Annotated in this window: 18 protein-coding genes; 1 reads left to right on the top strand and 17 read right to left on the bottom strand. The window is 43.6% G+C overall.

Annotation, left to right across the window (positions count from 1 at the left end; translation table 11 throughout):
• Positions 1-2,421, top strand: a complete 2,421-nt coding sequence (locus P1X15_RS00725) for a hypothetical protein (RefSeq protein ID WP_277336223.1) — start codon at positions 1-3, stop codon at positions 2,419-2,421.
• Between the two features lie 191 nt (positions 2,422-2,612).
• Here the strand turns inward: P1X15_RS00725 and P1X15_RS00720 are convergent, their stop codons facing one another.
• From P1X15_RS00720 to P1X15_RS00640, 17 genes are all read right to left on the bottom strand, one after another.
• Positions 2,613-3,875, bottom strand: a complete 1,263-nt coding sequence (locus tag P1X15_RS00720) for a dipeptidase (protein WP_277336222.1) — start codon at positions 3,873-3,875, stop codon at positions 2,613-2,615.
• Between the two features lie 69 nt (positions 3,876-3,944).
• The gene (locus P1X15_RS00715) at positions 3,945-5,405 is read right to left on the bottom strand and encodes a SusD/RagB family nutrient-binding outer membrane lipoprotein (protein ID WP_277336221.1); all 1,461 of its coding nucleotides are present in this window, start codon (positions 5,403-5,405) and stop codon (positions 3,945-3,947) included.
• A 74-nt stretch (positions 5,406-5,479) separates the two neighbouring features.
• Positions 5,480-8,581: a SusC/RagA family TonB-linked outer membrane protein gene (locus P1X15_RS00710; protein ID WP_277336220.1), complete on the bottom strand. Its 3,102-nt coding sequence runs from the start codon at positions 8,579-8,581 to the stop codon at positions 5,480-5,482.
• 438 nt (positions 8,582-9,019) lie between these two features.
• Positions 9,020-9,754, bottom strand: a complete 735-nt coding sequence (locus tag P1X15_RS00705) for a Bax inhibitor-1/YccA family protein (RefSeq protein ID WP_277336219.1) — start codon at positions 9,752-9,754, stop codon at positions 9,020-9,022.
• A gap of 88 nt (positions 9,755-9,842) precedes the next feature.
• The gene (locus tag P1X15_RS00700) at positions 9,843-10,949 is read right to left on the bottom strand and encodes a cytochrome-c peroxidase (RefSeq protein WP_277336218.1); all 1,107 of its coding nucleotides are present in this window, start codon (positions 10,947-10,949) and stop codon (positions 9,843-9,845) included.
• 4 nt (positions 10,950-10,953) lie between these two features.
• A complete protein-coding gene (locus P1X15_RS00695) occupies positions 10,954-11,448 on the bottom strand; it encodes a molybdopterin-dependent oxidoreductase (protein ID WP_277336217.1) in 495 nt (164 codons plus the stop codon).
• Between the two features lie 5 nt (positions 11,449-11,453).
• The gene (locus P1X15_RS00690; RefSeq protein ID WP_277336216.1) at positions 11,454-13,445 is read right to left on the bottom strand and encodes a TonB-dependent siderophore receptor; all 1,992 of its coding nucleotides are present in this window, start codon (positions 13,443-13,445) and stop codon (positions 11,454-11,456) included.
• Between the two features lie 84 nt (positions 13,446-13,529).
• Positions 13,530-14,951 (bottom strand): Gfo/Idh/MocA family oxidoreductase, encoded by a 1,422-nt coding sequence (locus P1X15_RS00685; protein WP_277336215.1) that lies wholly within the window; start codon positions 14,949-14,951, stop codon positions 13,530-13,532.
• Positions 14,952-15,031: 80 nt separating this feature from the next.
• The gene (locus P1X15_RS00680; RefSeq protein ID WP_277336214.1) at positions 15,032-16,105 is read right to left on the bottom strand and encodes a hypothetical protein; all 1,074 of its coding nucleotides are present in this window, start codon (positions 16,103-16,105) and stop codon (positions 15,032-15,034) included.
• Positions 16,106-16,274: 169 nt separating this feature from the next.
• Positions 16,275-18,344 (bottom strand): glycoside hydrolase family 20 zincin-like fold domain-containing protein, encoded by a 2,070-nt coding sequence (locus P1X15_RS00675; RefSeq protein ID WP_277336213.1) that lies wholly within the window; start codon positions 18,342-18,344, stop codon positions 16,275-16,277.
• A 50-nt stretch (positions 18,345-18,394) separates the two neighbouring features.
• Positions 18,395-19,138: an SDR family NAD(P)-dependent oxidoreductase gene (locus P1X15_RS00670; RefSeq protein WP_277336212.1), complete on the bottom strand. Its 744-nt coding sequence runs from the start codon at positions 19,136-19,138 to the stop codon at positions 18,395-18,397.
• An 89-nt stretch (positions 19,139-19,227) separates the two neighbouring features.
• Entirely contained in the window at positions 19,228-20,181 is a 954-nt protein-coding gene (locus tag P1X15_RS00665; RefSeq protein WP_277336211.1) for a dihydrodipicolinate synthase family protein, read from the bottom strand.
• A gap of 12 nt (positions 20,182-20,193) precedes the next feature.
• Entirely contained in the window at positions 20,194-21,120 is a 927-nt protein-coding gene (locus tag P1X15_RS00660) for a DMT family transporter (RefSeq protein WP_277336210.1), read from the bottom strand.
• A 14-nt stretch (positions 21,121-21,134) separates the two neighbouring features.
• Positions 21,135-22,259 (bottom strand): mandelate racemase/muconate lactonizing enzyme family protein, encoded by a 1,125-nt coding sequence (locus P1X15_RS00655; RefSeq protein ID WP_277336209.1) that lies wholly within the window; start codon positions 22,257-22,259, stop codon positions 21,135-21,137.
• Positions 22,246-23,217: a 3-hydroxyacyl-CoA dehydrogenase family protein gene (locus P1X15_RS00650; RefSeq protein ID WP_277336208.1), complete on the bottom strand. Its 972-nt coding sequence runs from the start codon at positions 23,215-23,217 to the stop codon at positions 22,246-22,248. Before P1X15_RS00650 ends, P1X15_RS00655 begins: the two co-directional genes overlap by 14 nt.
• Positions 23,214-23,606, bottom strand: coding sequence for a RidA family protein (locus P1X15_RS00645; protein WP_277336207.1), 393 nt, complete (start codon positions 23,604-23,606; stop codon positions 23,214-23,216). Before P1X15_RS00645 ends, P1X15_RS00650 begins: the two co-directional genes overlap by 4 nt.
• An 11-nt stretch (positions 23,607-23,617) precedes the next feature.
• Positions 23,618-24,412: a creatininase family protein gene (locus P1X15_RS00640; RefSeq protein ID WP_277336206.1), complete on the bottom strand. Its 795-nt coding sequence runs from the start codon at positions 24,410-24,412 to the stop codon at positions 23,618-23,620.
• Between the last annotated feature and the right edge of the window lie 6 nt (positions 24,413-24,418).

Here is a 24,418-nt window from a genome sequence, read left to right as displayed (position 1 = left end):
ATGAAACCCTTTTTTTCGTTTAAAAATACGTATTGGAAAACCCAAATAGCGGTGATTTTTAGCATTTTTGGAATGCCCCTACTCTCCAAAAGCCAAGAGCAAAATCTCCCCCAAAAGCTTACACAACATGGTCAGCGGACTGTGCAAGAAAAGATGTTTGTCCATCTTGACAGGCCTCTTTATGTGGTGGGAGAAAGTATTTGGTTTAAGGCCATTTGTGTAGATGCCTTGCTACACCATCCATTAGACATGAGCAAAGTAGCTTACCTTGATGTCTTAGACAAAGAGCATAACCCAGTTTTACAAACCAAAATAGCCCTAGAAAAAGGTAAAGGAAATGGCTCGCTTTTCATCCCGCCTTTTTTGCAGAGTGGACATTACTCCGTAAGGTGTTATACCAACTGGATGAAAAACTTTAGCCCTGATTTTTATTTCGAAACTCTCATTACCATTGCCAACCCTTTCAGTAAGCCTACCTTTATCCCTTCAGCAGCGCCTACTTTAGCCTATGATTTGCAACTATTTCCAGAAGGAGGGCAATTGGTGCAGGGAATGGAAAGCAAGCTAGGATTTAGAGCTACGGATATAGCAGGAAAGGGAATCAAATTTAATGGCGCGATAGTCAATCAGCAAAATGATACCATAGTTCGATTTGAACCCTCAAAATTTGGGATTGGTTCTTTTCAATTCAAACCTCAGACAGGTGAAAAGTACCGCGTATTGCTGAAAGATGAGCACAAGAAATGGCTGGTTTATAATCTTCCTACGGTTCAAGAAAAAGGGTTTGTATTGAAAGTCACCGACTCTACGGCACGGTGGCTCAAGGTGGAGGTATTGTCCAATGCTTCTTCCAATGCTTCCGTTTATGTCTTGGCTCATACTAAAGGAAGCCCTAAATACGCCGAGAAAAAAATATTGAAAGAGGGACAGTCGGTGTTTTTAATTAACAAGAGCGATTTGGCGGATGGCATCACTGCTATTACGCTTTTTGACGAATCCCAAAAGCCTTTGTGCGAACGCCTTTATTTCAAACGCCCCGCTCAAAATCTAAGTATTAGTGCCAAAACAGACAAGAATCAATACGCCCCCCGCCAAAAAATTGAACTTGATTTGGGAACCACCGGCAAGGGAAATACTCCTGCTTCAGCGGATTTGTCAGTATCGGTTTATCTGGTAGATTCGCTGCCTGTCGAAAACCATCCCATGATTGAAAGCTACCTTGGCCTTTCTTCTGACTTGAAAGGAAACGTAGAATCGCCCCAATATTATTTCAACAATACCGATGAAACCGCTAATACAGCCATTGATAATCTGATGCTTACCCACGGATGGCGGCGTTTTACTTGGGACGAAGTACTTGACAAGCAAAAGCTTTCATTTGATTATATTCCCGAAAATGGAGGACATTTTATACGAGGCAAAGTGCTAAATCCCCAAACGGGCGCACCTGTGCCGTGGGTCAATACCTATCTTGCAGCACCTTCCAAAAGGCCTCAGTTATTTGTATCCACAAGTGATGCACAAGGAAGAATTGCTTTTGAAATGAAACATTTTTTTGGTTCGCAAGAAGTGGTTGTCCAAACCAATACCCAAGTAGATACTACTTCTCGTATCGAAATCTTGAGCCCTTTTTCTGACAAATTTGGCATACGTACTTTGCCGCCTTTTGCGTGGAATGCTACTTGGAAAAACAATCTTCAGGCTCGAAGCATCAACATGCAGACTTACAATGCTTTTTTGCCCAAATGGGCACAGCAAATGACCACTGGAGAGACGGATACATTGGCGTTTTTTGGCAAACCCGACGAAAGGTATCTGCTAGATGCCTATACCCGATTCCCGACCATGGAGGAGGTGATGAGAGAATATGTACCAGGGGTAGTAGTTCGGAAAAGACAGGGTAAATTTCGTTTTCGTGTCGTTGATTTATTACAACCCAACGTACTTTTTGAAGAAGAACCGCTGGTTTTGATGGATGGTGTACCTGTGTTTGATACCGACAAAATCATCGCTTTTGACCCTTTGAAAGTTAAAAAATTGGAAGTAATAGACGGGCTTTACTACTTAGGAACCATGTCTTTTTCGGGAATTGTGAGCTATACTACTTATAAAGGTGATATGGCGGGTTTCCCCATCGACCCACGCGCCTTGGTGTTGTCTTATGAAGGAGTGCAAGGCAAAAAAGAATTTTATGCTCCCCGCTATGATACCGAAGCCGCCCAAAAAACACGTGTGCCAGATTTTAGAAATTTGCTCCATTGGTCGCCGCAATTGATGACCAATGCCGAAGGAAAAGCATCGTTGAATTTTTATGCTTCCGAACAGCTCGGAACTTACAAAATAGTGGTGCAAGGTCTCACCAACGATGGCCAAGCTGGCAGTAAAACCGCGACTTTTGAAGTCAAAAAAGCGGCTTTATAAAAGTTAAGTGCTAAAGCACAACGGTGCTACCCGACGGTCAATTATTAATTTTTGCCCATTCAAAATCAACGAATTATACTCAATCAGGCACACAAAAATTTTTGCTCTACTGTCTAAATTAACTTCATAAAAAACGGGCAGAGTCGCTGACTCTGCCCGTTTTTTATATATCAGACTGTTAGAAATAAACTTTACTTGAGGCTTACTTCTTGGGTTTTTCCTTTTTCAACCGCTTTCATGACACGGAAAAAATTGCCGCTCCAAATCTTTTCGATGTCTTTCTTGGAATAACCCCTACGTACCAATTCAATGGTCATGTTTTCGTATTGGCTTACATCAAAGCAATCAGCCAAAGCGCCACCACCGTCAAAATCAGCCCCCATACCTACATGGTCGATACCAATAAGCTTGACGATGTGATCAATATGGTCGATTGCATCTTTGACAGTAGCGAGTTGCACGGGATATTTTTTGTTTAATTCCATAAACTCAGCACGGGCTTGTTTCTGCTGCTCTTCCGACAAAGTAGCCATGCCGCGACGATCTTTGATGTTGTATTTTTCATAAAGACCCTTCATAGCAGCCTCTCTTTCGGGGCTAGGAGGAATCGTTTTGATATAATCGCTCAACAAATTCAACTGAATCACCCCCCCGTTTTTAGCCAAAGCTTTGAGCATATCATCGGTAAGATTACGAGGGTGATTGCAGATAGCGCGAGCGCCTGAGTGAGTGGCTACAATAGGAACTTTAGAAAGGCGAATGGCATCATAGAAGGTAGAATCAGAGACGTGCGATATGTCGATAATCATCCCCAAACGATTCATTTCTTTTACTACTTGCTCCCCCAATGGGCTAAGGCCTTGATATTCGGCTCCTTTGGGGTCGGTAGAAGAGTCACAGATGTCGTTGTTGCTTGAGTGGCAAAGCGTCATGTAGCGTGCACCCAAATCATAAAATTTTTGGAGCATTTTCAAATCATGACCCATGGCATAGCCATTTTCGACACCAATGAAAATAACTCTTTTTCCTGTTTTTCCAATGCGGTAAGCTTCTTCGGGCGTAGTGGCCAGCTCGGCTTCCGAACTCGTATTTTTCAGGGTAGTATTGACGGCTTCAAAAATATCCAACGCACGTTTTTTGGCGGCTTCGTGGGCTTCAGTATTACGCGGGCCTTGACCCAAATAAACCGCAAAAAAGATAGCATCTAGTCCGCCGCGCTTCATACGCGGATAGTCCACTTTGCTATTGGTTGTGCGGGCGTCGTTGTCTTTGGTAATATCAAATCCTCCGCGCGAGAGCAACATAGGCGTATCAGCGTGAGTATCGACAGTGAAAGCTTTCTCGTGAATTTTTTTTGCTTTTTTGAGCAAAGCTTTGTCTGTTTCCTGACTCATTGCTACAGAGGTACTCAAGGCAAAGCACGAAATGAGTGTAGAACGGATAAGGGTTTTCATGAAATGATTTAGTTTGAAAATGATAAGGTAAAAGCGGGTAAAGAGCCAAAACTCCTTACCCGACTAATGTTATTTAGCAAACCACAGTTTGAGTTTCATGTCGTTTGTACCACCTTGTTGTTTGAGGGCCGCGCTGAAATTTTCATAATTGAGCGACTCTTCCGAACCAGGATAAGGCAAGCGAGTTGGAATCACGCCCCCATTTACATTAATTACAGAAGGCTTGAGAGCGGGAATTCCAGTACGACGAAACTCCGTCCACGCTTCTACACCTTGTCCGAAAAGCGCAATCCATTTTTGCTCCATTATCTGCGTATAGCCTTCACTGCCCGTTTTGAGTGCATTGGCGGCTAAGTAATCAGGGCTTACCGTCAACTTGTATTGGCTATGCGAAGCGGTGATAGCATTGGTATAATTGGCAGCAACCGTTCCGGCAGCAGTGATTCCTTTATAAGCCAATTCTGCTTTGATAAATAGCAGCTCAGCATAGCTCATAATCACTCCAGGAGCGGTTGCCGCTACAAAATAAGCACCCACTTTTGAGGTTTTTGACAAACCTAGCGCATTGGCATCGGCATTTGAAAGACCATTGGGTACACCCTTATAATCTCCACCGTCGGCAGGCTTATCGGCATATACCGCCAAACGTGCATCTTTCATTTCCACTAATTTGTTTACCAAAGTCGCACTTACGCGGTGGTCATCGCGGGTCTTACGATTTTGATTAATAGGGTTATTGTTGTTTGTGGCATCAATGTAATTCAATTGGATATTTTCCGAAACCGAACCAATCACCGGGTACTTAGCAGGGTCGCTTAAAATACGATTTATTTCAGCTTTTACATCAATACCCGCGTCAGATTTGTCCAACATGCGATTGAGAAGACGCAGGCTAAGTGAATTGGCAAATTTTTTCCATTTGGTCAAATCATTCGCAAAAAGAATATCCCCAGCAATGGCCTTTGTTTTGTCAGTAGCATCTATGAGGTCGTTGGCTGTCTTCAATTCTTTGACGATACCCGCATACACTTCTTTTTGAGTATCATATTTGGGTTGAAGAATACCTTCTAACCCCTGAATAGATTGGCTATAAGGAATGTCACCGTAAATATCGGTGATCAGAGAAAATACCCACGAACGCATAATCAGCGCTACAGCTTGATAATTGGGGTTTTTGGTTTCGACGCCCAATTTATAAATACGCTGATAGTCAGCTAATGCTTCGATATGGAAAGTTTGCCAAGCCCCACTATATACATCGCTAGAGACGAGATATTGGTCAATATCGGTGTATTGGATACGGGCCCAATATTGCGAAATCAAGTTGCCAATGTCCATACCAAGCGATCCGCCCCAGTAAGCATCTACGGCACTTTGGATACCATGCGGCAAAAACAAATCTGCTGTAGCGGTAGAAGGTGCATTAGGATTGGTATTGATTTCGTCAAATTTGTCAGTACAGGCAGATACGCCAAGGGTAAATGCTGCAATCAGTGATATATGTCGGAGAGAAGAGAAAATACGTTTCATATGCATCAAAAATTTTGAGATGTTGTTTTAAGGTAAATGCTTTGGCTACCCATTTTGCAGTAGCCAAGGGTTGTTTACAGATTAAAACTAATATTAAAGCCCATGGTACGAGTGGTAGGGATTTGGCCATTTTCGATTCCCTGTAGGTTGCCATCATTGTAATAGCTAGTTTCGGGATCGATATGTGGAACATTGCTGTGCAACAATAGTAAGTTGCGGCCCACCACCGAGATAGCTATATCGCGGAAAGGTAATTTTTTAAATACCTGACCACTAATCATGTAGGTAAGTTTCACTTCTCTAAGTTTGACAAAACTACCATCAAAAATCGTCATTTCGTTGTTGGTAAGAGCATAGTATTTGTGATGCCATTCTTCCGACGTAATGCGTGTAGTATTAGGCACATACACCGGCTCAGTAGCGGTACCAGTGTTTACTACACCTTCTCCTACGATACCTTCTTCTCTACCCATAAGCGTCTCTTTCAATACCCCTGTATAGCGACCGATGTTTACACTTTGGGAGAAAATGTCTCCACCTTTTTTCATATCAATCAAGGTACTCAAAGACAGTTTCTTATAAGTAAATGTATTCTGAAGACCACCTATCCATTTGGGGGTAAAATTGCCTAAGATGCGACGGGTAGGGTTGAGAGTAGGATAGCCGCTTTTGTCATAGATGATATTGCCGTTAGGGTCACGTGCAAACCCTTGCCCGAAGAAGTTTCCGTAAGGCTGACCTACGCGTGCCTCAATGGCCATACCGCGTACTGTACCCAAAGTGTAAGTAGTAAGTCCTTCGGCTAGTTCTATTACTTTGTTTTGATTACGAGCCCAGTTGACAGCCACATCCCACTGGAAAGGTCCAGCGACGACAGGCGTTGCACTTAATTGAATTTCAACCCCTTTATTCTCAAGCTTACCAGCATTAAGAAGTTTAGAAGTAAAACCAGTAGACTGAGAAATATTAACATCCAAAATCTGGTTGAAAGATTGTTTGTTGTAATAAGTCACATCCAATCCCACGCGATTACGCCAAAGTTTTACTTCTGCCCCAATCTCATATGAATTAGTAAGTTCGGGTTTAAGGTTGGCATTGAGCATGGCGTTGTTTTCTGACAACGACGGCGTGCTACCCCAAGGGTTTTCGTATTTATAAGCCTGAATTAAGCGATAAGCATCCGTGTCATTTCCAACACGTGCAATACCCGCTCTCACTTTGGCAAACGACAAAACGGGCGAGTTGATGCCGAGCATATCGGTCAATACAGCACTCAAAGCCGCTGAAGGATAGAAATAAGAGCGGTTGTCAGAAGGAAGTGCGCTCGACCAGTCGTTGCGAGCGGTCAAATCCAAAAATAAATAATTTCTAAAACCAATATTGGCTGCGGCATAAACGCTATTGACTACTTTTTCGGTAAAAGAGTTTTCAGCTACTTTGGCTTGGCGAGAGTTTCCTAAGTTCCATACCCTAGGAATCGCCAATTCGGTAGCGCCCATGTAGTTGCGTTGGTAGTAATTGCTACGGTGGTTGGCTCCAAGGTTGGCGGCCACGTCAAACTCCCCAAATTTGTGCGTGGCGGTCAACAAGAAATCAGAGTTAGATTCTCTAATAAAGATTTGCTCTTCGTTGTAGCTATCGTATTGTTTAGCACCGTTTAAGTTGTCGATACGAGCAGCGTTTTTGGTTTTGCGTCGGTCAATATACACATCCGTTCCGGTACGTGCTGTAAGCGTAAGCCAATCCGTAAATTTGTAAGTTGCCGCTACGTTGCCATATACCCTGTCACGTTGATTAAATTTAGTACTTAGATTCAATACATAGTAAGGATTGGTCCAGTAATTGTAGTTCCAGTTGTATTGATAAATGCTACCCGGAGCTTGATAATCTTTCAATTTTTCCATATCTACTTGCCGCCCAAACCAGATAAAGTAAAGTCCCCAGTTGGTGCGGTTGTCGCTACCATCTACTACGTAGTTTCCGGTAGCTCTGATGCTCAATTTTTTGGTAACGTTCCAGCCCGCATTCAACGACAAAGTGCGTCTTTTGTAGTCTGTATTAGGAAGGATACCGGATTGATTCAAATCTGTGTAGGAAAGACGGAAATCGCCTTTTTCGTTGGCACCCGTGATGGCAATGTTGTTGGTATAGGTTTTTCCTGTTTCAAAGAAATTGGACACGTTATCGGGATGAGGGATAAAAGGAGTAGGAGTGCGTGTACCATCTGCAGCGATAGGCGAATCAAACTGCGGGATAAGTTGGCCGTCCATTTTAGGTCCCCAACTTTCATCTACCCCATCGTTTACACCTTTACCCGTTCCGTCCACAAACGAAAAACGGCCTTTGTTGCCCTGACCGTAGCCATCTTGCCATTCGGGTAGACGAAATGGAGTATCAAAGGCAGTATTTGAATTAAACGAAACTCCGATTCCTTTAGAACCTTTCCCACTTTTAGTAGTAATTAGAATCACACCATTGGCACCTCTTGAGCCATAAAGTGCGGCGGCACTTGGTCCTTTCAAAACACTCACATTTTCAATATCATCGGGGTTGATAGAAGCTGCGCCGTTACCATAATCTACGCCCGTTCCTGAGCCATAGTTACCGTTGTCGATAGGTACACCATCAACCACAAACAAAGGCTGATTGTTACTACCGATAGAGCTAGCTCCGCGAATTAGTATACGCGACGAAGCACCCGGAGCACCATTAGTACCAGTGACTTGAACACCCGCTACTTTTCCTGAGAGTGCATTGACGAAGTTGGTGGTGCGGGCTTGGGTCATTTGCTTGCCGCTTACTTCTTGTACAGAATAACCCAAGGCTTTCTTCTCGCGGGCAATCCCGAGCGCAGTGACCACTACTTCACTAAGAATAGAAGCGTCTTCTTCCAACGAAATATCAAAGGAGGTTTGATTGCCTACCGCAATTTCTTGGGGTTTGTAACCAATAAATGAGACTACAAGAGTGGCATTGGCAGGGGCTGCAAGCGTAAACTCCCCCGTAGCGTTGGCACTTGTACCGCGATCTGAGCCTTTGACTATAATGCTGGCACCAGGAAGACTAGTGCCGTCTTTGGAGAGCACCCGTCCTTTCAATGTTCGGTCTTGTGCATAGCTATGAAAGCATAAAAGCGTAAAGACCAAAAAGCAGGTTTTTGTAAAAAAATTTCTCATGGGCATTGTAAGTATTAAGTTATCGGATAAAAATTGTACTTTTCCAATTTTACAGACGCGCTTCTTTAGCAAGAAAGCGTCTTGGAATCTTAATAGTTTGCGGCCATTTCGAATTCAAAAACCTGATTTTAAAAGAACGGAGAAGAGTTATTGCTTGGTAACAGACGCTGCAATTTTAGATTTATTAAATATCATATCCAAATTAAATTTTACAAAAATTTAATATTTAAAAATAATTGTTGGAGAAATTATAATTTCCTTCCATAGTACATATGAATTTTTCAAACTTGTGGAACAAAATACTGTAAAACCAAACAACCAACTTTGTTTTATTTTAAAAAATATAACTATTTTTATATTTTTACTACCTTAAAACACATAAAAAGAGGCTACCCTAAGTTTATTAGAGCAGCCTCTTTGAATAAAAAATAAAATCGCTTAATCGCGGCTTGAAAGCTTGGCCAATAGACGGAGTACTTCTACATATAGCCACACAATCGTGACAATCATACCGAAGGCGCAATACCACTCCATGTATTTGGGAGCACCGTAAGCGGCACCTTGTTCGATGGTATCTAGGTCAATCACTAAGTTGAAGGCAGCCAAACCTACCACAAACAAAGAAAAGCCAATGCCAAACCAGCCTGAATCGTAGATAAGGGGTACATCGATACTAAACATGCGAAGTACCATAGCCACTAAATAAAAAATAGCCACGCCCGCAGTAGCCGCAAAAATGACTCTTTTGAATGTAGGAGTAGCCCGGATAACTCCCGCTTTGTATAAACCTACCATGCCGGCCAAAATCGCAAACGTAAGCAATGCCGCCGACATCCCAATGCCAGGATACATACTCTCAAATACCAAAGTAATCGCACCCACAAAAACACCTTCTACTACGGCATATAGAGGTGCCAAAGTAGGCGCAAGGTGTTGCTTGAAAGCAAGAATCAAGGCCACTACAAGGCCTGCAATAGAACCTCCAATGGCCAAAGGCATGATAAGCCCGGGATTGGCCACAAGCAAAAACCAGCTAGCCGCCGCCGATGCGATAACAAGCGCACCCATGATGATGATTTTATTGACAGTACCTTGGACTGTCATAGCACTCTGACCGACGCCTTCTTGTGCTGCTTTGATGAAAGATTTTTCAGATAAGGTTGGATTTGCCATTTGTTTATTAGGTGTTTAATAAAAAATCGTTTTCTGATTCACAATTTATACCAATTATGAATATTGTACAAACAAAATAACGGATATTCTATCTAATGGGCTTGGTTTTGGTATTTGGGTGTGGATTGGCAAAAGCAGGATTGGTAATGAAGGTCGAATCTGTTAATAAATGCAGAAAAGCGATAAGGTCCTTTTTTTCGACCGCAGTAAGCCCCAACGTTTTTCCACCTTCTGTGTTGGTAGCAGTACGAAGTTCATGACTGAGGTTGGAAGGATGAAACATATTTTGATTGTAATGGTCGAGCACTTCTTCTAAAGTAGCAAAGCGCCCGTCGTGCATGTAAGGTGCAGTCAAGGCAATATTCCTTAAAGTGGGTACTCGAAAGCGACCATTGTCTGATGCCTCTCCAGTGATTTCTTGCCGACCTTTATCTTGTACGGCTATACTATCTAAGCCGTTGTTATGAAATACTTCCTGAAAAAGCTTTACACCTCCGTGGCAATGAGCACAATTGGCTCCCCTCACGCCACGCTCAGGAGCAGGGCCACGCATGAATAGCTCTAAACCACGTTTTTCTGTAGCCGACAATTGATACTTACCCTCCAAGTAGCGGTCATAAGGCGAATCGGCAGAGATAAGTGTGCGCTCAAATTGAGACAATGCTTGGGTGATTTGCTCGCCCGTAATCGTAGCTGTCCCAAATACTTCCTTAAATAGTGGCGGATAAAGCCGTGTTTTTGAAAGTTTTTTGGCCGAAATCTCAAGGCTTTGTCCCATTTCGTCGGGATGGATAAGTGGAAATGCCGCCTGTGCTTCTAGCCCGCTGACTCGTCCGTCCCAAAATAAGTTTTTGACCCACAATAAATTGGCCAACGACATCGAATTGCGACGAGTAGGCTTGCCCGATACGCCTATACTCAGGCGGCGATTGTCAGAAAAAGCAAGCGATTGCTGATGACAACTACTACACGAAATTGTATTGGTTTTGGAAAGTAAGGGCTCATAAAAAAGCATTCTGCCCAATGTCACTCCTTCTTCGGTAAGAGAGTTGTTTTCAGGAATCACAAACCGACTCCCGAAAGAAGAAGGATACTCTAGTTTGTAAGGATGTAAACGGGCATCATGACGAGGTGATTTGAGAGCTAAAAAGCCCGCAAGCAGAAACAAACTCAAGATGCTCGTCAGGAGTTTCATGGGATTATTTGGCAAATCTTATTTCAATAGTTTTGATTTCACGAATCCACCGCGCAGGTCTTCTTTCATCAGGAACGACAAGGCGAAAAGGACCTATCCCTTGAGGTAAAGCTTGTCCATCTACCGTATGAGCTAGTAAGATGGTGCACCCGCTAAATTCTTCATCTATTTCGGCTAAAGAAAACAAAACTTCATAGCCATCAGCAGCCCTTGCTATGACATATTTAGTGAGATTTTCGCCACGCAGCTCTCCGCCAAGTGTCACGCCTGCTTTTTGAAACAAATCTACTAAACGCACGCCACCGTACTCATGCTCTTTTCCATCACGGTCTTTGGCCTTTAACTGCGTTTGCGGCATGGCTTTGAGATCATTGATTGACAAAGTCAGTGGGGTTTTGACTTCGCCAATGATAGAAAGCGTTTGGGCAGCTACTGAGAAGTTTCCTACCAAAACACAGCCTATAAGAAAACAAATATGCTTTAATCTTAAGATTTTCATTGTGATTATAAATTATTGAAAACTAAGTTGATAAAATAATTTCGCCCTGCTTCTGGAAACCCTTCTGATAAGGCATAATTTCGGTCAAGAATATTGTTGATGCCCCCTTCAAGCTGAATAAAACGCCACACTTTTGCCGACAATTTAGTATTGGCTACCACAAAAGATGCGGCTTCGGTACCATAGCTTGTGCTGAAACGTTTGGCATTGTATTCTACACTTGCAAGCCACGAAATCCTTTTGAGCAAATGAGCTTGGGCAAAAATGAGAAGTTTATGAGGAGGAACATCGATGAATTTTAAATCAGGATTACTGAGGTTTTTGCGGCTAATATATGAGTATTGTATTCCTCCTTGCAGCCAATTGCGCGCAGAAGCATTGAGACTGATTTCGGTCCCATAAAATTCCGCTTTTCCCGTGTTTTGGAATTGGTAAATATTGGGCTGGACATTGTTGACTTGTTGAATGGCATCCGATATTCGACTGTAAAATACATTGGCTTGAAGTTTTAGAAAAGAGGCCAATTGCTCACTGTAACCTGCATCAAAGTGCAACGCTCCTTCGGCTTTCAAATCAGGGTTAGGAATAGCCGCTCCCATCCGATACGAATATCGGTCTTTGATAGTGGCAAAGCGAGTTTGACGCACTACCGTAAAACTCAACTGACGCAAGGCACTGGGATTATAGAATAGTCCTGCTTGAGCGTTTAAGGCTTGACTGTTGTTTTTTGGGAAAAGGGTAATCGTTTTAGTAGCTGAGGCGTAGTTTTCAGCCTTGTCGCTTTGTCGGGCATTGAAGCTCAAGCCCGGTACGAGCGTAAGGCTACTGCTAAGGCGGATTACATCTTCGATACCGAGGGAGTAAGTTTGGTCAATAAAATTCCGTACGGGTTCGCCTAGGTTGTTTTCACGGTGATGGTCGTGTTTATAATGTATCGAGGCTTTGAGGGTATGCTTGTTCCATTCTTGAATGCCCAATTCAAGGCTAGCTCCTTTGGTATCGTCATTATAATAACTATTGAAAGAAGAGCCACGGGTTTGTTTGGTGTAAGTATTGTCGTCAAAAGCACTGAGGAGATTTTTGAAGCGGTCATAATATACCCTTGCTTTCAAATAGCTTCTGGCTGTAATACGAGTTTTGGAAATAAAATACCAACTTTCTTTGTCCCAATAAGGCCATTGCCAAAAACGAGGATTTTGTCGCGTATCGTCTCCTACGTATGGTGGAGTACCTTTAGTACCGTGTTGATTGATATAACTGACGGCATACTCGTCGGTGGCGTTGGGAGTGAAACCTACTTTCGCACTATATTTAATATCATCCCGAAAAGCATTTTGGCGATCGCCGCCGTCTTCTTGTGCTTTAGGTACAAAATCGGCAGAAAGAGGATAAGTATCTTGTTTGAGCTGGGAAGCGGAGCCTTGTATATAAAAGCGCCCCAATTTAGTGCCAAGATTGAGGTTGAGTCGGCGTCCGTTGCCGCTAAACATCCCTACTTTTCCGTCAAATTCTAAAGATTTTTGAGGGCGACGCGACACTAAATTGATTGCTCCACCCATGGTATTAGGACCATAAGTGACAGAAGTAAAACCTTTGAAAATGTTGATTTCGGCCAAATCAAAGGTCGTAAATCTTGCCAAATCTACGTAGCCATCATAGGGTACATACACTGGAATACCATCCACAAATACAGGGACTTGTCGTAAATCAAACCCTCGTATATACACCATAGACTCATTACGAGCGCCTACATTGGATAAATTAACTCCTGGCAAAAGCGCCAAAGCCCGTCCAACATCTAAGCGATTGAAAGCTTCCATTTGGGCAGAAGATGCCACTAAAAGCGTGTCTGAAGCGCGGCGACCAATCACCGAGATTTCGCCCAAAAGAAAAGTGCGCCCGCGTAAAGAAGAGTCAGGTACTTGGGCAAATACATTGACGCAGAGGCTTAAAGAAAATATAAGAAAAGCAAAAAGGCGGGTAGATATAGATAACATATTTTTGAAAAAGCGTTATTTCTTCAAAAATATAACGCTTTCTCAAAAATACCTAATCAGCACTCTAAATGAGCTGGGCGGAAATTATACTTTGGCTTTGGTAGTGCCGCCTTTGGTCATTGAAATATCGACTGGAGCATTGTTTTTCCAAGACCCACCCGTAAAATCCGGAACATCAATGGAATTGGAACGATTTGCAACCGACCACCCACTGAGAGGGGCAATACAACTCCACAGCGCGGCATCATACACATCTTGGTCGAGCGGAAGGCCATTGCGTAAGCAATCGACCGTACGCCAATCCATCAAGAAATCCATACCACCGTGTCCGCCTACGTTCTTGGCAACTTCACCCATTTTTTTCACAATTGGAGGAAGGTACTTTTGTTCCAACGCTTTATATTCTTCGGCACTCATCCATTCATGTCCCGTAGAATAACGCGCGGGCTCTGGATATTTGAGTCCTACGGCCTTGGTTCCACTTACAAGCTGAATCCGAGAATAAGGACGAGGAGAAGATACGTCATATTGTACCATGATAGTACGGCCTTTATTGGTTTTGATGGTGGTCGTACTCATGTTTCCGTTGAAAGATTTTCCTACATAAGGTTTATAAAAATCATCCTTAGCCGCCAATTCTTTCGCCAAATTCCCTAGCACAAAATCGTTGCTTGACATAGAGGTCAGGTATTCCATTTTATCACCTCTATTGATATTCATGACCTGGCAGATAGGTCCTAAACCATGCGTAGGATACAAGTTGCCTTGACGCTGATACATTTCATGAAGTTCCCAAAGTTGATAAAAATGATTTTTGGAAAATACATAGTCTTGTAAATTGTGAATATAGGCAGCTTCTCCATGTACAATCTCCCCAAAAAAACCATTTCGAGCTAGGTTTAACGTAAGTAGTTCCGAAAAATCATAACAACAGTTTTCGACCATCATACAGTGTTTCTTGGTGCGTTCTGAAGTTTCTACGAGTTTCCAAGCTTCTTCTATGGTTTTGGCGGCAGGCACTTCTACGCAGACATGTTTGCCGTGTTCCATCGAAAAAACCGCCATCGGGGTATGAAAAGCCCATGGGGTAAGGATATAAATAAGGTCTAAATCGGTGCGCTCGGCGAGTTTTTTCCAGATTTCGGGCGTACCTATGTAAGTATCAGGGCGATGCCCAGAGGCTTCGACTAGTTTTTTGGCTTTGTCAACCCTTTCAGCTCGCAAATCGCACAGCGCCTTAATCTCTACACCTTCAATTTTGTTCATGCGCTCCACGGCGCCCATGCCTCGGTTGCCAATCCCAATAAAACCTACTCGAACGGTCTCTAGTTTAGGAGCAGCATAACCACTCATGTTGAATTTTTGAACACGGGGACGAGTAGCTTGTTGGTGGACTTGTGCCCATTCGTCAGGGGTTTGGGCATAGGCAGAAAATGGATTGGCTGCCATCAGCCCCAACCCTGTAGCGCTGGCAGCTTTTAAGAAGTTTCTACGGTTGTTTTCCATGTTTTTAGATACCCCTTACAAAGTTTTGAGTTTCATAAGGGGGTAATTTGAGTGTTTAGAAATAGTAGTTTCCTTTTCGCCTACAGAATACAATCTCCTAAAAAAGCGGGAGTATAACCTTTGTGAGTCGCCCATTTGACACACGCCACAATCCGCTCCCGGAAATCGGGCTGATAAGCCTCATAAAAAGGATAGAAATACTGCTCATGTACTAAGAAATCCACATAGGGAGGCTGTCCCGAAGGTAGTTGTTCGTAGTAGTTGAGGTGAGGAACAATCTCGTCTAACTCTTTTTTGTCAACCACAATACTGCTTCTGATAAACGTAATATTTTCGGCGGTATCGTGCCATACAAAACGCTTTTTGAGACGGCGGCGCTGCTCTACGGTCAAATAATAAGATACCGCTGGTAGGTCATCGTCGACATTGAAGTAGCCTAATTGACCCACATAACCAGCATCGCGCAAAGCCCGCGACCCTTCTACGTTTGCCTCTCCCCAATGTATCGTAGTGACAGGCCCCATGACGGCTTCTCCGGCAAAGCGTCGGATTTCGTTCTTGACTAATTCACAATCTTGGGCGACTTGTTGGTAGCTTGCATTGCGGTAGGGCATATCTGGAAATTCGCCTAGGGCATGAAAACTCAATCGAATCCAATCGGCGTTGGCTGTCCATTCGGATTTGTACTTATCGGTCAACTGTGAGAGATTAAAACCATCGGTTTCGTAAAACAAATTGAAATGAACCTTGGTCCCATAAGTATCATGTACTTCTTTGAGAAACCCTAAGTAGGGATTGTCAAAAATAGAGGTGTATTTATCTTCATTTTGATGGATATCGCGCAAAAACCAAATGTTGTCGTCAATCGAAAGGCGATAATTGCCAGCAAAACGAGGGAGCCAAAAAACGGTAATTTGGGCATTTTCGCCCGTAGTCATATTTTTGACTTCTATGGTATTTTGGTAGTCGTTAAGAATAATCCGAGCTTCAAAAACACCTTCACGTTCTTGCGCTTCTACTCCGTTGATAGTGAGCAAATGTTGTAGCGGCGCTTTGATTTTGACGATGGTTTGTAAACTGCCATTTACCACGATACCATCGCGGGCATGGAGCATATCGCCTTCGATGGGATTTATAAATTCTATGGTTTTCATGTGTTTGGGGTTCTACCGATATATAGCCCCTACGGGGCATTGGTGTCGATTTTGTGTGTCGTTTGAGGTTACCGATATATAGCCCCTACGGGGCATTGATGTCGATTTTGTATGTCATTTGAGGTTACCGATATATAGCCCCTACGGGGTATTTTGTCATTTTCAAATTTCAAAAATCAGGTTTGAACAATTCCACAAAAGATTTGACGGGGGCTTGTTTATCACGCTGAATCTGGAAATCTACGACTTTGAGATGTAATTTTCGCCACAAGCTGTACTCAACATCAAACCTACTCAAAATACCATTTAACCGATACGGCATACATTCCGACAGCCATGCTTCTTCGTACACGCGTTTCAGTTCGCCTGTCTCGTCCATTGCATCTACTAGTAAACTATGACAAGGGTAAGTCAAATCGTAAATTACGTAATCTTCTTTTTTCTTGGATACCATAGCATAATCCCAACGGTCAACGATAGTTTTGGCCCACATAAAGCGCGTAGCTGTATAATTAATGAGACGTGCCGAAACCCATAGCGAGTGGATAAAAGCACTATCGGCACGAGTGGCTTTGGAAAGAGCCGCAATCAACTGAGCTTGTGCTTCTTCACTGTATTTGCGTACTTCTCGAAAATCGGCCATGTGGGTTTCAGTATTGGTCAAATAATAACTAGCAAAAGGATTTGACCAAGCTTCTACCAAAGTACCTCGTGGCATACTTTGGGTGTTTTTCCCCAAACATTTTCCCAAATAATCGCCCGCAATCGCTAGGTTTTCAAAAGCTTTGCTCATCTCTGACCCAATACGAGGATACATAATATTACTGTAGTGGCTGGCAAAGGTCTTTTTGTCAGGCACCTGCCCCTGCCAAGCGGCTATGCATCCATAGGCCATAAACATCCAAGACGAACGCACAAAAGGCTCTACCGAATCGGTCCAGACGGAAGTAATGAAGCCGAGGGTTTGGTGGCGAAGACCTGCGCGCAAGCACAGCGCGATGTTGTCATAAGTATAATCAGATTCGGGATAAATATGCCCCCAACCCGAAACTGCTGGCTGAATGAAAAAAGGCCGTTTTTCTTTTAAAACAGGGTCAAGATAATGGTATGTAGCCGACGAATCGGGCGAATACTGCCAGATAACCGGAATCACATCAGCTGGGAATTTTTTGATGATTTCTGGATAAAAAGAACTCATATCTGTCCAAGCAAGTAAGGTTTTACCATACTGCTTGAGTTCGTTGCTTACAAACGTGAGTTGTTGGATGTACAAAGCCTCTGGATTAAGCGACATTTCGCCGGTACTATTGAGGCGCTTGGTTTCCCATGTTTCGTCAAAACCTACGTGAATAAAAGGGCTTCTGAATAAGGCAGTGTATTGTTTTATCCAATTTTGGAGGAGTGTTCTGACGCCCACATTACGCGGGTCTAATTCATGACCATATTTTCCAATAGCCAAAGAGGCGTACTTCTCATTGCGAATCAACTCATGCAAATGTCCATAAAAATTGACAAATGGAATCACATCCATGTGACGTTGTTGGGCGTATTCGATGATACTCTTCACCTGCGCTTGGGTATAGCTTGCCCGATAGTTGAGCGTAGCGTATCCTTCTAGTTCGATACTTACTTCGTTGTAAAAATAGTATTGGTTTGTTTTCCAGCGGGCTAGAAAATCAATTTGTTTTTTGATTTCATCTACCGTCAGCAGGCCGCCATGCGCAAAATCCATCATCACGCCCCTAAAAGCCATTTGAGGGCGGTCGTTGATATCTACAAAAGGCAAAGAAGCTTTGCTGCCTTCTCCCCTAATCAATTGCCGTAGCGTTTGAACGGCATAATACAAACCCGTAGAGGTTTGGGCGTTGATTTCAATTCCTTTGGCTGAGATAGTCAACGTATAATGTTCTCGGGTACTTTGAGTGGTAGCTTCATTGGGCTGAGGTAGTGCGCCTCCTGTATTTTGGATGCGATAGCGCACCGTAGAAGTTTGGGCATTGCTTGCTTTTTTAGGAAGTTGACCGCTTCTTTCACGCAAAATTTGCTTCAATTCATTAAGGGAAAAAACTACTTCTTCGGGAGCGGAAGGGGCTACAAAAACAGAAATATTTTGCAGAAGAATCTCTCCTTGTTTGTATTTGACAGCCGTCGGTTGGGGATAAAGAACAGGGGGATTTTGGGCCAAAACCTCTACAAGTCCCCAACAAACAAGATTAAAAATAATGAAGAGAAATTTCATACATCTTTTATTTTCAGTGATGTGGGCCTTTAGAAAGCCCACATCTTTTTTTAATAAGTTGCTCTTCCTCCCGATAAATCGAAAGTGAAGCCTGTTGTAAAGCTATTTTTGGCCGAGACGATATAGGCTGCCAGATTGGCGGCTTCTTCGAGTGTACCGCAGCGTTTCATTGGGATTTTGTCGGTCATGTATTTGACTTGGACTTCGGGCATGGCATCTACGAGTGGCGTCTGAATCACCGCAGGGGCAAGAGCATTGACGGTAATACCTTGCTCGGCGTATTCTTTGCCTTGTACTTTGGTCATGCCAATGACTGCCGCTTTGGAAGCCGAATAAGCCAACATACCTGCATTGCCCTCTTTGCCTGCAATAGAAGCAATGTGCAAAATCCGGCCGTATTTCTGGGCAAGCATAGAGGGGATAACGGCCTTTGAAGTATAAAAACAACTCATAAAGTTGACTTCAAACACCTTTTGCAGATTTTCGGTGCTTACTTCGTGGCTTTTGAGGTTGGTGATACCCGTGATTCCAACGCAGTTGATAAGAATATCGATTTTGCCAAAATGAGCAGCAACTTGGTCGGCGGCTTCTTGTACTTTTGCTTCGTTGGTAATGTCGATTCCGATGCTTAATACTTGAGCTTCGTACTTTGAAAATTCTTCTTCTAAACCTTTCTCGTTAAAATCTAAGAGGGCTACTTTCGCCCCTTCTGCTAGCAATTTATGGGCGATAGCCAGCCCAATTCCCGAAGCGGCACCTGTTACGATGGCGACTTGTCCGCTAAATTCGTTCATAAGTAAATCTGATTAAAATTGTGAAAGCAAAAAAACCTAGGCAGTAGCCCATACAAAGTACGAGCTTGCCTATGGTTTCCTAACCTAATTTATAACTCTACTACAGCTGAAGGGCGAAGCGCATAAGTTTCGTCATTGAGCACATCCAACACGCGTTGGTTAAGTTCTTTGATATAACTTACACTTGAAGCATCGGGAATATAAGCGGCCTTACGTGCAATACTATTGGAAAGAACTCCCCGAGCGATGAGCAGCTCTTTTTCGGCATAATGAAACAGCTCCATGTTTTGTAGCGAAAAGAAAATCTGCGGCATTACTTTTTCAAACAAATCAAACGCTTTACCGTCTTCTCCATTGCGGCGGAGATCAAATACGCGTTGTAAAATATCGGAAACGGCAAGGCCAGGCATAACGCCTTGGATGCCAATCGGAATGAGTTCGAGCATATACAAACCTCCCCAACCTTCAAAAAGCCCCACTTGGCCTTGGGTGGCCTTAATAATACTTTCAAACTTCGGAGCGCAAAGAGGTTCTTCTAGTTTAAGGTATTTGAAATTGGGATTTTCGTTCATCAGTTCTTTGATAAATTCAACACTGATAGACGAACCTCCCGGATTGAAGTCTTGGATAAGAACGGGGGTGTTGGGAATGGATTGTAAAAATTCGGAAAGGTATTGTTTCAACGAATTTTCGGGTAAACTAAAAATCCGAGGCACTGCCAACGAAACCACGTCTGCTCCTGCTTCTACATTGGCCTGGGCAAGTTTGATGGCTACTTTGAGCGAAGGGTGATTGGATTGGGCTACGATTTTGAGACGACCAGCGGCGTGTTGTACAGCTACACGTACCACTTGGAGTTTTTCGTCGTCGGTAAGTTTATAAAACTCACTGGCATACGCGGGTAAGCATACGGCTTTGATACCACCTGCGATGGCGAAATCAATAAGGCTGCGAAGGGCATCTTCGTCGATTTCTTCGTTTTCGGTAAATGGCGTGGGAATAATCGGAACAACGCCGAAAAGTTCGTTGGTTAGCTCTGACATAATTTTGACTGATTATGGATTGTTATTAATCAATTTTTTTTGTTGCACTCTATTATCAACTATAGAAAGGATAAGGGTCGAAACTAGTACCAATACACCTCCTACAATGGCCTGCGTATTGAGTTTTTCGCCTAGCCAAAAGGCCGCAATCGGCAGCCCCATGAATGTAATGAGGTAGTTGGACAAGGCCACTTGGGTGGCATCCAAGTTTTTTAGGGCTTTGAAAAACAACACCATAGAAAGGAAATTGTGGAATACCGTCAACGAAATCATTCCTATCCAAGTGTTGGTGGTAAACTCCGGAATTTTGCCAAACATCTCAGGTTCGTAATACAGCACTAGAGGAGTAAGCAGGATACACATTACAAGATAGGTATAAAATACCATTTCGATTTCGGTGTATTTTTCGGCGATTTGTTTACAGCCTACATTGTAATAGGCATTTCCTAAAATTGCTAAGAAAATCAGCACATTTCCAAGCGCATAGCGCGAGCCTAAGTCCACGCGCTTAATATCGTCGGTCGAACACAGAGCAACCCCGATAATCGCAATCCCAAAACTTATCCAGCGGGCGGTATTCATTCTTTCTTTTAAAATAAGAAAGGCAAATACGGCCGTAATGACCGGTAAAGTCAAGACCAAAATAGCGGCATTGCTCGCTAGGGAGTATTGAGTACCCCAGGTCATGAGTACTTGGGAAGGAAAAGCACCTAGTGCGGCAAGCTGTACAAAAATGAGAATGTCTTTGAGTTTTTTACCCCCTTTTTTGAAATCTCTAGCCACAAAAGGAGCCAACAATATCGTAGCTAGCAACATGGGTGCCCATACTGTAAAATAAGGGCCTACTTGGTCTTGGGTGAGCTTGATGCTTGTAAAGTGGAATGCCCACATAAAATTGCAAGCAAACAGAATAATCCAAGACATGACAGATTTTTTCATAAAGCAAAAAGGGGTTAAACGCTCATTTCGCGCTGTTTGTAATGATGAAGCGCTTCTTGGTCTAGCGCGATGCCAAGCCCAGCTCCCGAAGGCAGTAGGGCAGCACCATCTTCAAACTGAATGGGATTTACAATCAAATCATTTTCCCGAACCAATTCGCCAAAAATATCGGACGGAATGGTACAGTTTACACTAGCCGCCGCTATATGAAGCCCCATGGTTTCGGAAATACCCAAGTCTACTTCTGAGCCACGCCAGCATGATTTGCCCTCCAAATGAGCAATCTCCGCCAAAAGAACGCAGTTGTAGGCCGAACCATTGAAATTATAGCCATCCACAGCATCGGCGCGTACAAAAGCAATCATATCGCGGATGTCTTGGGTATAAGGAAGGGATATATGCCGGTACATCGGTATTCCCAAGGTTTGACGGAGGTATTTAAAACCCGCCACATCGGCATGAAGAATAGGATCTTCAAGGCCAAGCATGATGTCGGTTTCGACGCCTTCCATTAGCCGAAGCGTGGTAGCTACGTCGGTCCAGCGCTGATTGGGGTCGAGTAATATCTTGATGCCATCGCCGCATTTTTTCTTTATTTCGGCCGTCCAAAGCCGCACAGGGTCTTCATCCGAGCACTTGAATTTAAAAGCCTTGTGCCCTTTTTGCATGGCTTCGTAGGCTTTTTGGGCGGCATCTTCGGGAGTACGGCGGCCTGTCCAGCCGAAGCAATCAATCCGGTCGCGATAGATACCTCCGAGCAATTGAGCGACCGGTACGTTCAGTATTTTGCCCACCACATCCAGTACGGCCGTCTCAAAAGCTTCGTAAATACGTTGGTCAGTGAGGGGCAAACGACGCCAGTTTAGTTTCAAAACATCCTGCCCTACAAAAGTTTTCATCGCTTCCAAAAGCACCTCTTCGGAAGCACTCCGATACGTTTCACCGATACCCGTAAGACCGTTTGCCAACGTAATCTCAATAATCCATTTAGGCTGGTTGGCAAACTCGGTCCATCGTTCGCCAGTCAAAAATTTTTGGGCAAAAGCAGCATCTTTGTCAATTACCTCCTCAGAGTTAAGACTGCCAGGTTTGGCAGGCACTACCACTTGCGTGGCTTTTATGGTTTTAATAAGCGTCATTTTTATCTTCTGAAGAAGTAGAGGAATATTTTTTAGCCAGTTTTCGGATGTCGTAGCTGAACTCAACAAATTGCTTTTCCCAATGCTCCGCACTTTGGGACGTATAAGGATAAAACCCTTTTGCGTTGCTTACGCCTTTGGCGCCAGAGGCCACCACTTCTTCCATCAAAGAAGGTACTTGGGCGGTATTGCTGAGTTCGGGGAATAAGTCTTTCATCACGGTGAGATAAGCCGGAATACCCGTCAAATCCATAAAGCGGAAAGGCCCCGCAAACGTAATCCAATAACCGAGGTCGTTGCGGAGAGAGCGGTCTACATCCTCCACGGTGGCATAGCCATTTTCGACCAAATAAAAAGCTTCTCGTAGCATGGCGTACATGATACGATTGGTAATAAACCCGCGAATATCTTTCTTTAACAAGGAAGGTTCTTTGCCCCAGCTTTCGGCCAAAGCCACAATTTCATAAGCGTACTTTAGGTCGGATTCATTACCACAAATTACCTCCATGAAACGGGTAATATGGGCAGGTTCGGCCCAGTGAATGCCTAAGACCCGTTCGGGATGTTGGAGCCCACTTTGCAAAACCGTAACCGGAATTGCCGAAGTATTACTACCAATAATCGCCGTCGGTGAGAGCACGGTTTCGAGGCGTTGATATACCTTCTTCTTTTCTTCGATATTTTCTGTAATCGATTCTATCACCACTTCGTGTTCCCGAAATAGGGACACATCGTCGGTAATAATGTGGCGTTTTAAAACTTCTTGGGGGCTTTGGGTCAGAATTTCTTCTTCGTGTAACTGTTCCAAAAAGCCCAAAATTCGAGCTTTGGCTTCATCGGCTTGTGATAAGTCCTTGACCAAGGAGGTTACATCATGCCCAGCTGCTAAAATGCAGGTAGCAATGCTACTTCCCATTAGGCCCAAACCTACCGTGCCGATTCTTTTTTTGTTTGTCATGATTTTTTTGGAATAATGGCAATCGCGTCTATTTCTATTTTGATACCATCCGACAATACGGATTGCACCGTAGTGCGGGCGGGTTTGATACCTCTAAAAAAGGAAGCATAAGCCACATTATAGCGGTCAAAATCGTTGATATTTTCTAAATGTACCGTACATTTTACGATGTTATCAATACTGCCCCCAGCGGCTTCTACTATTTTCTGGATATGAGAAAGCGTATGTAAAGTTTCTTCTTCTATAGTTCCATGAATCACCTCTCCCGTAGCCAAATCTAAAGGTCCTTGACCACTCACAAAGAGCCATTCACCTACCTGTACACCCGCCGAATAAGCACCCGTATCGACCGCTTTGTCGGGGTGATGAATTTCTATTTTTTCAGTCATATCTTTCACAATTATGAATTTACCAAGCTATCAGATAGTGGCCAGTTTTTGAATGACTCTACAAAAGACACTAGCCCTTCTATTGCTTTCTCTAATAAATATTGACCTTTTTCGGCAGTTCCTAGTTGTGGCTCTCCACTACTGCCGTTGCTCGATATAAATTCCGTTTGTTTGAATACCGTAACACCTCGGTAAGGCTCATCATCTTCCCAAGGGATATAGCCGTTGCTTTCGGGGCGCTGGGCACGCGCCACTCTATCCATCCACACTTTGTCGGCAAAAAGATGGAGCATCATGCTGGTTTCGTACTCACAAGCGTGACTTAGGGCAGGGCTTTGCATAGGTGCCTCGCCTGCAAAAGCTTTTCCGCCTACTTCCCAGTAAGTAGCTAAGGCGATAGTAGGCTGATGAGATACATCAAAACGCTTGCTCAATACCGCTAAAGCTTGTTTGACGGGCGTGATATTACCGCCATGTCCATTGAGCAATAAAATTTTGCGAAATCCACTCACTACCAACGAATTTACGAGATCAATGATGACTTGGGTGTAGAGTTCAGGAGCGAGGCTTATGGTTCCTCCAAAAGACAAATGATGATGACTCGACCCAAAAGGCAACGTAGGACAAAGTAAAACAGAGTAGGGCAATAATTTTTCTATCTGCTGAGCGACATAAGTAACGATATCGGTATCGGTCGAAACCGACAAATGAGGCCCGTGCTGTTCGATAGCTCCTAGAGGAAGAAGCACAACCTTGTCTTTGGTTGCCTTGTTGAGGTCGGCGTATGTGGATGCGTAAAAAAGCATTTGTTA

Source organism: Runella sp. MFBS21 (assembly GCF_029433105.1).
In the GTDB taxonomy this organism is placed as follows: Bacteria; Bacteroidota; Bacteroidia; order Cytophagales; family Spirosomataceae; genus Runella.
Note: the sequence above shows the minus strand (reverse complement) of the source record. Positions and strands in the feature narration are given on the sequence as shown.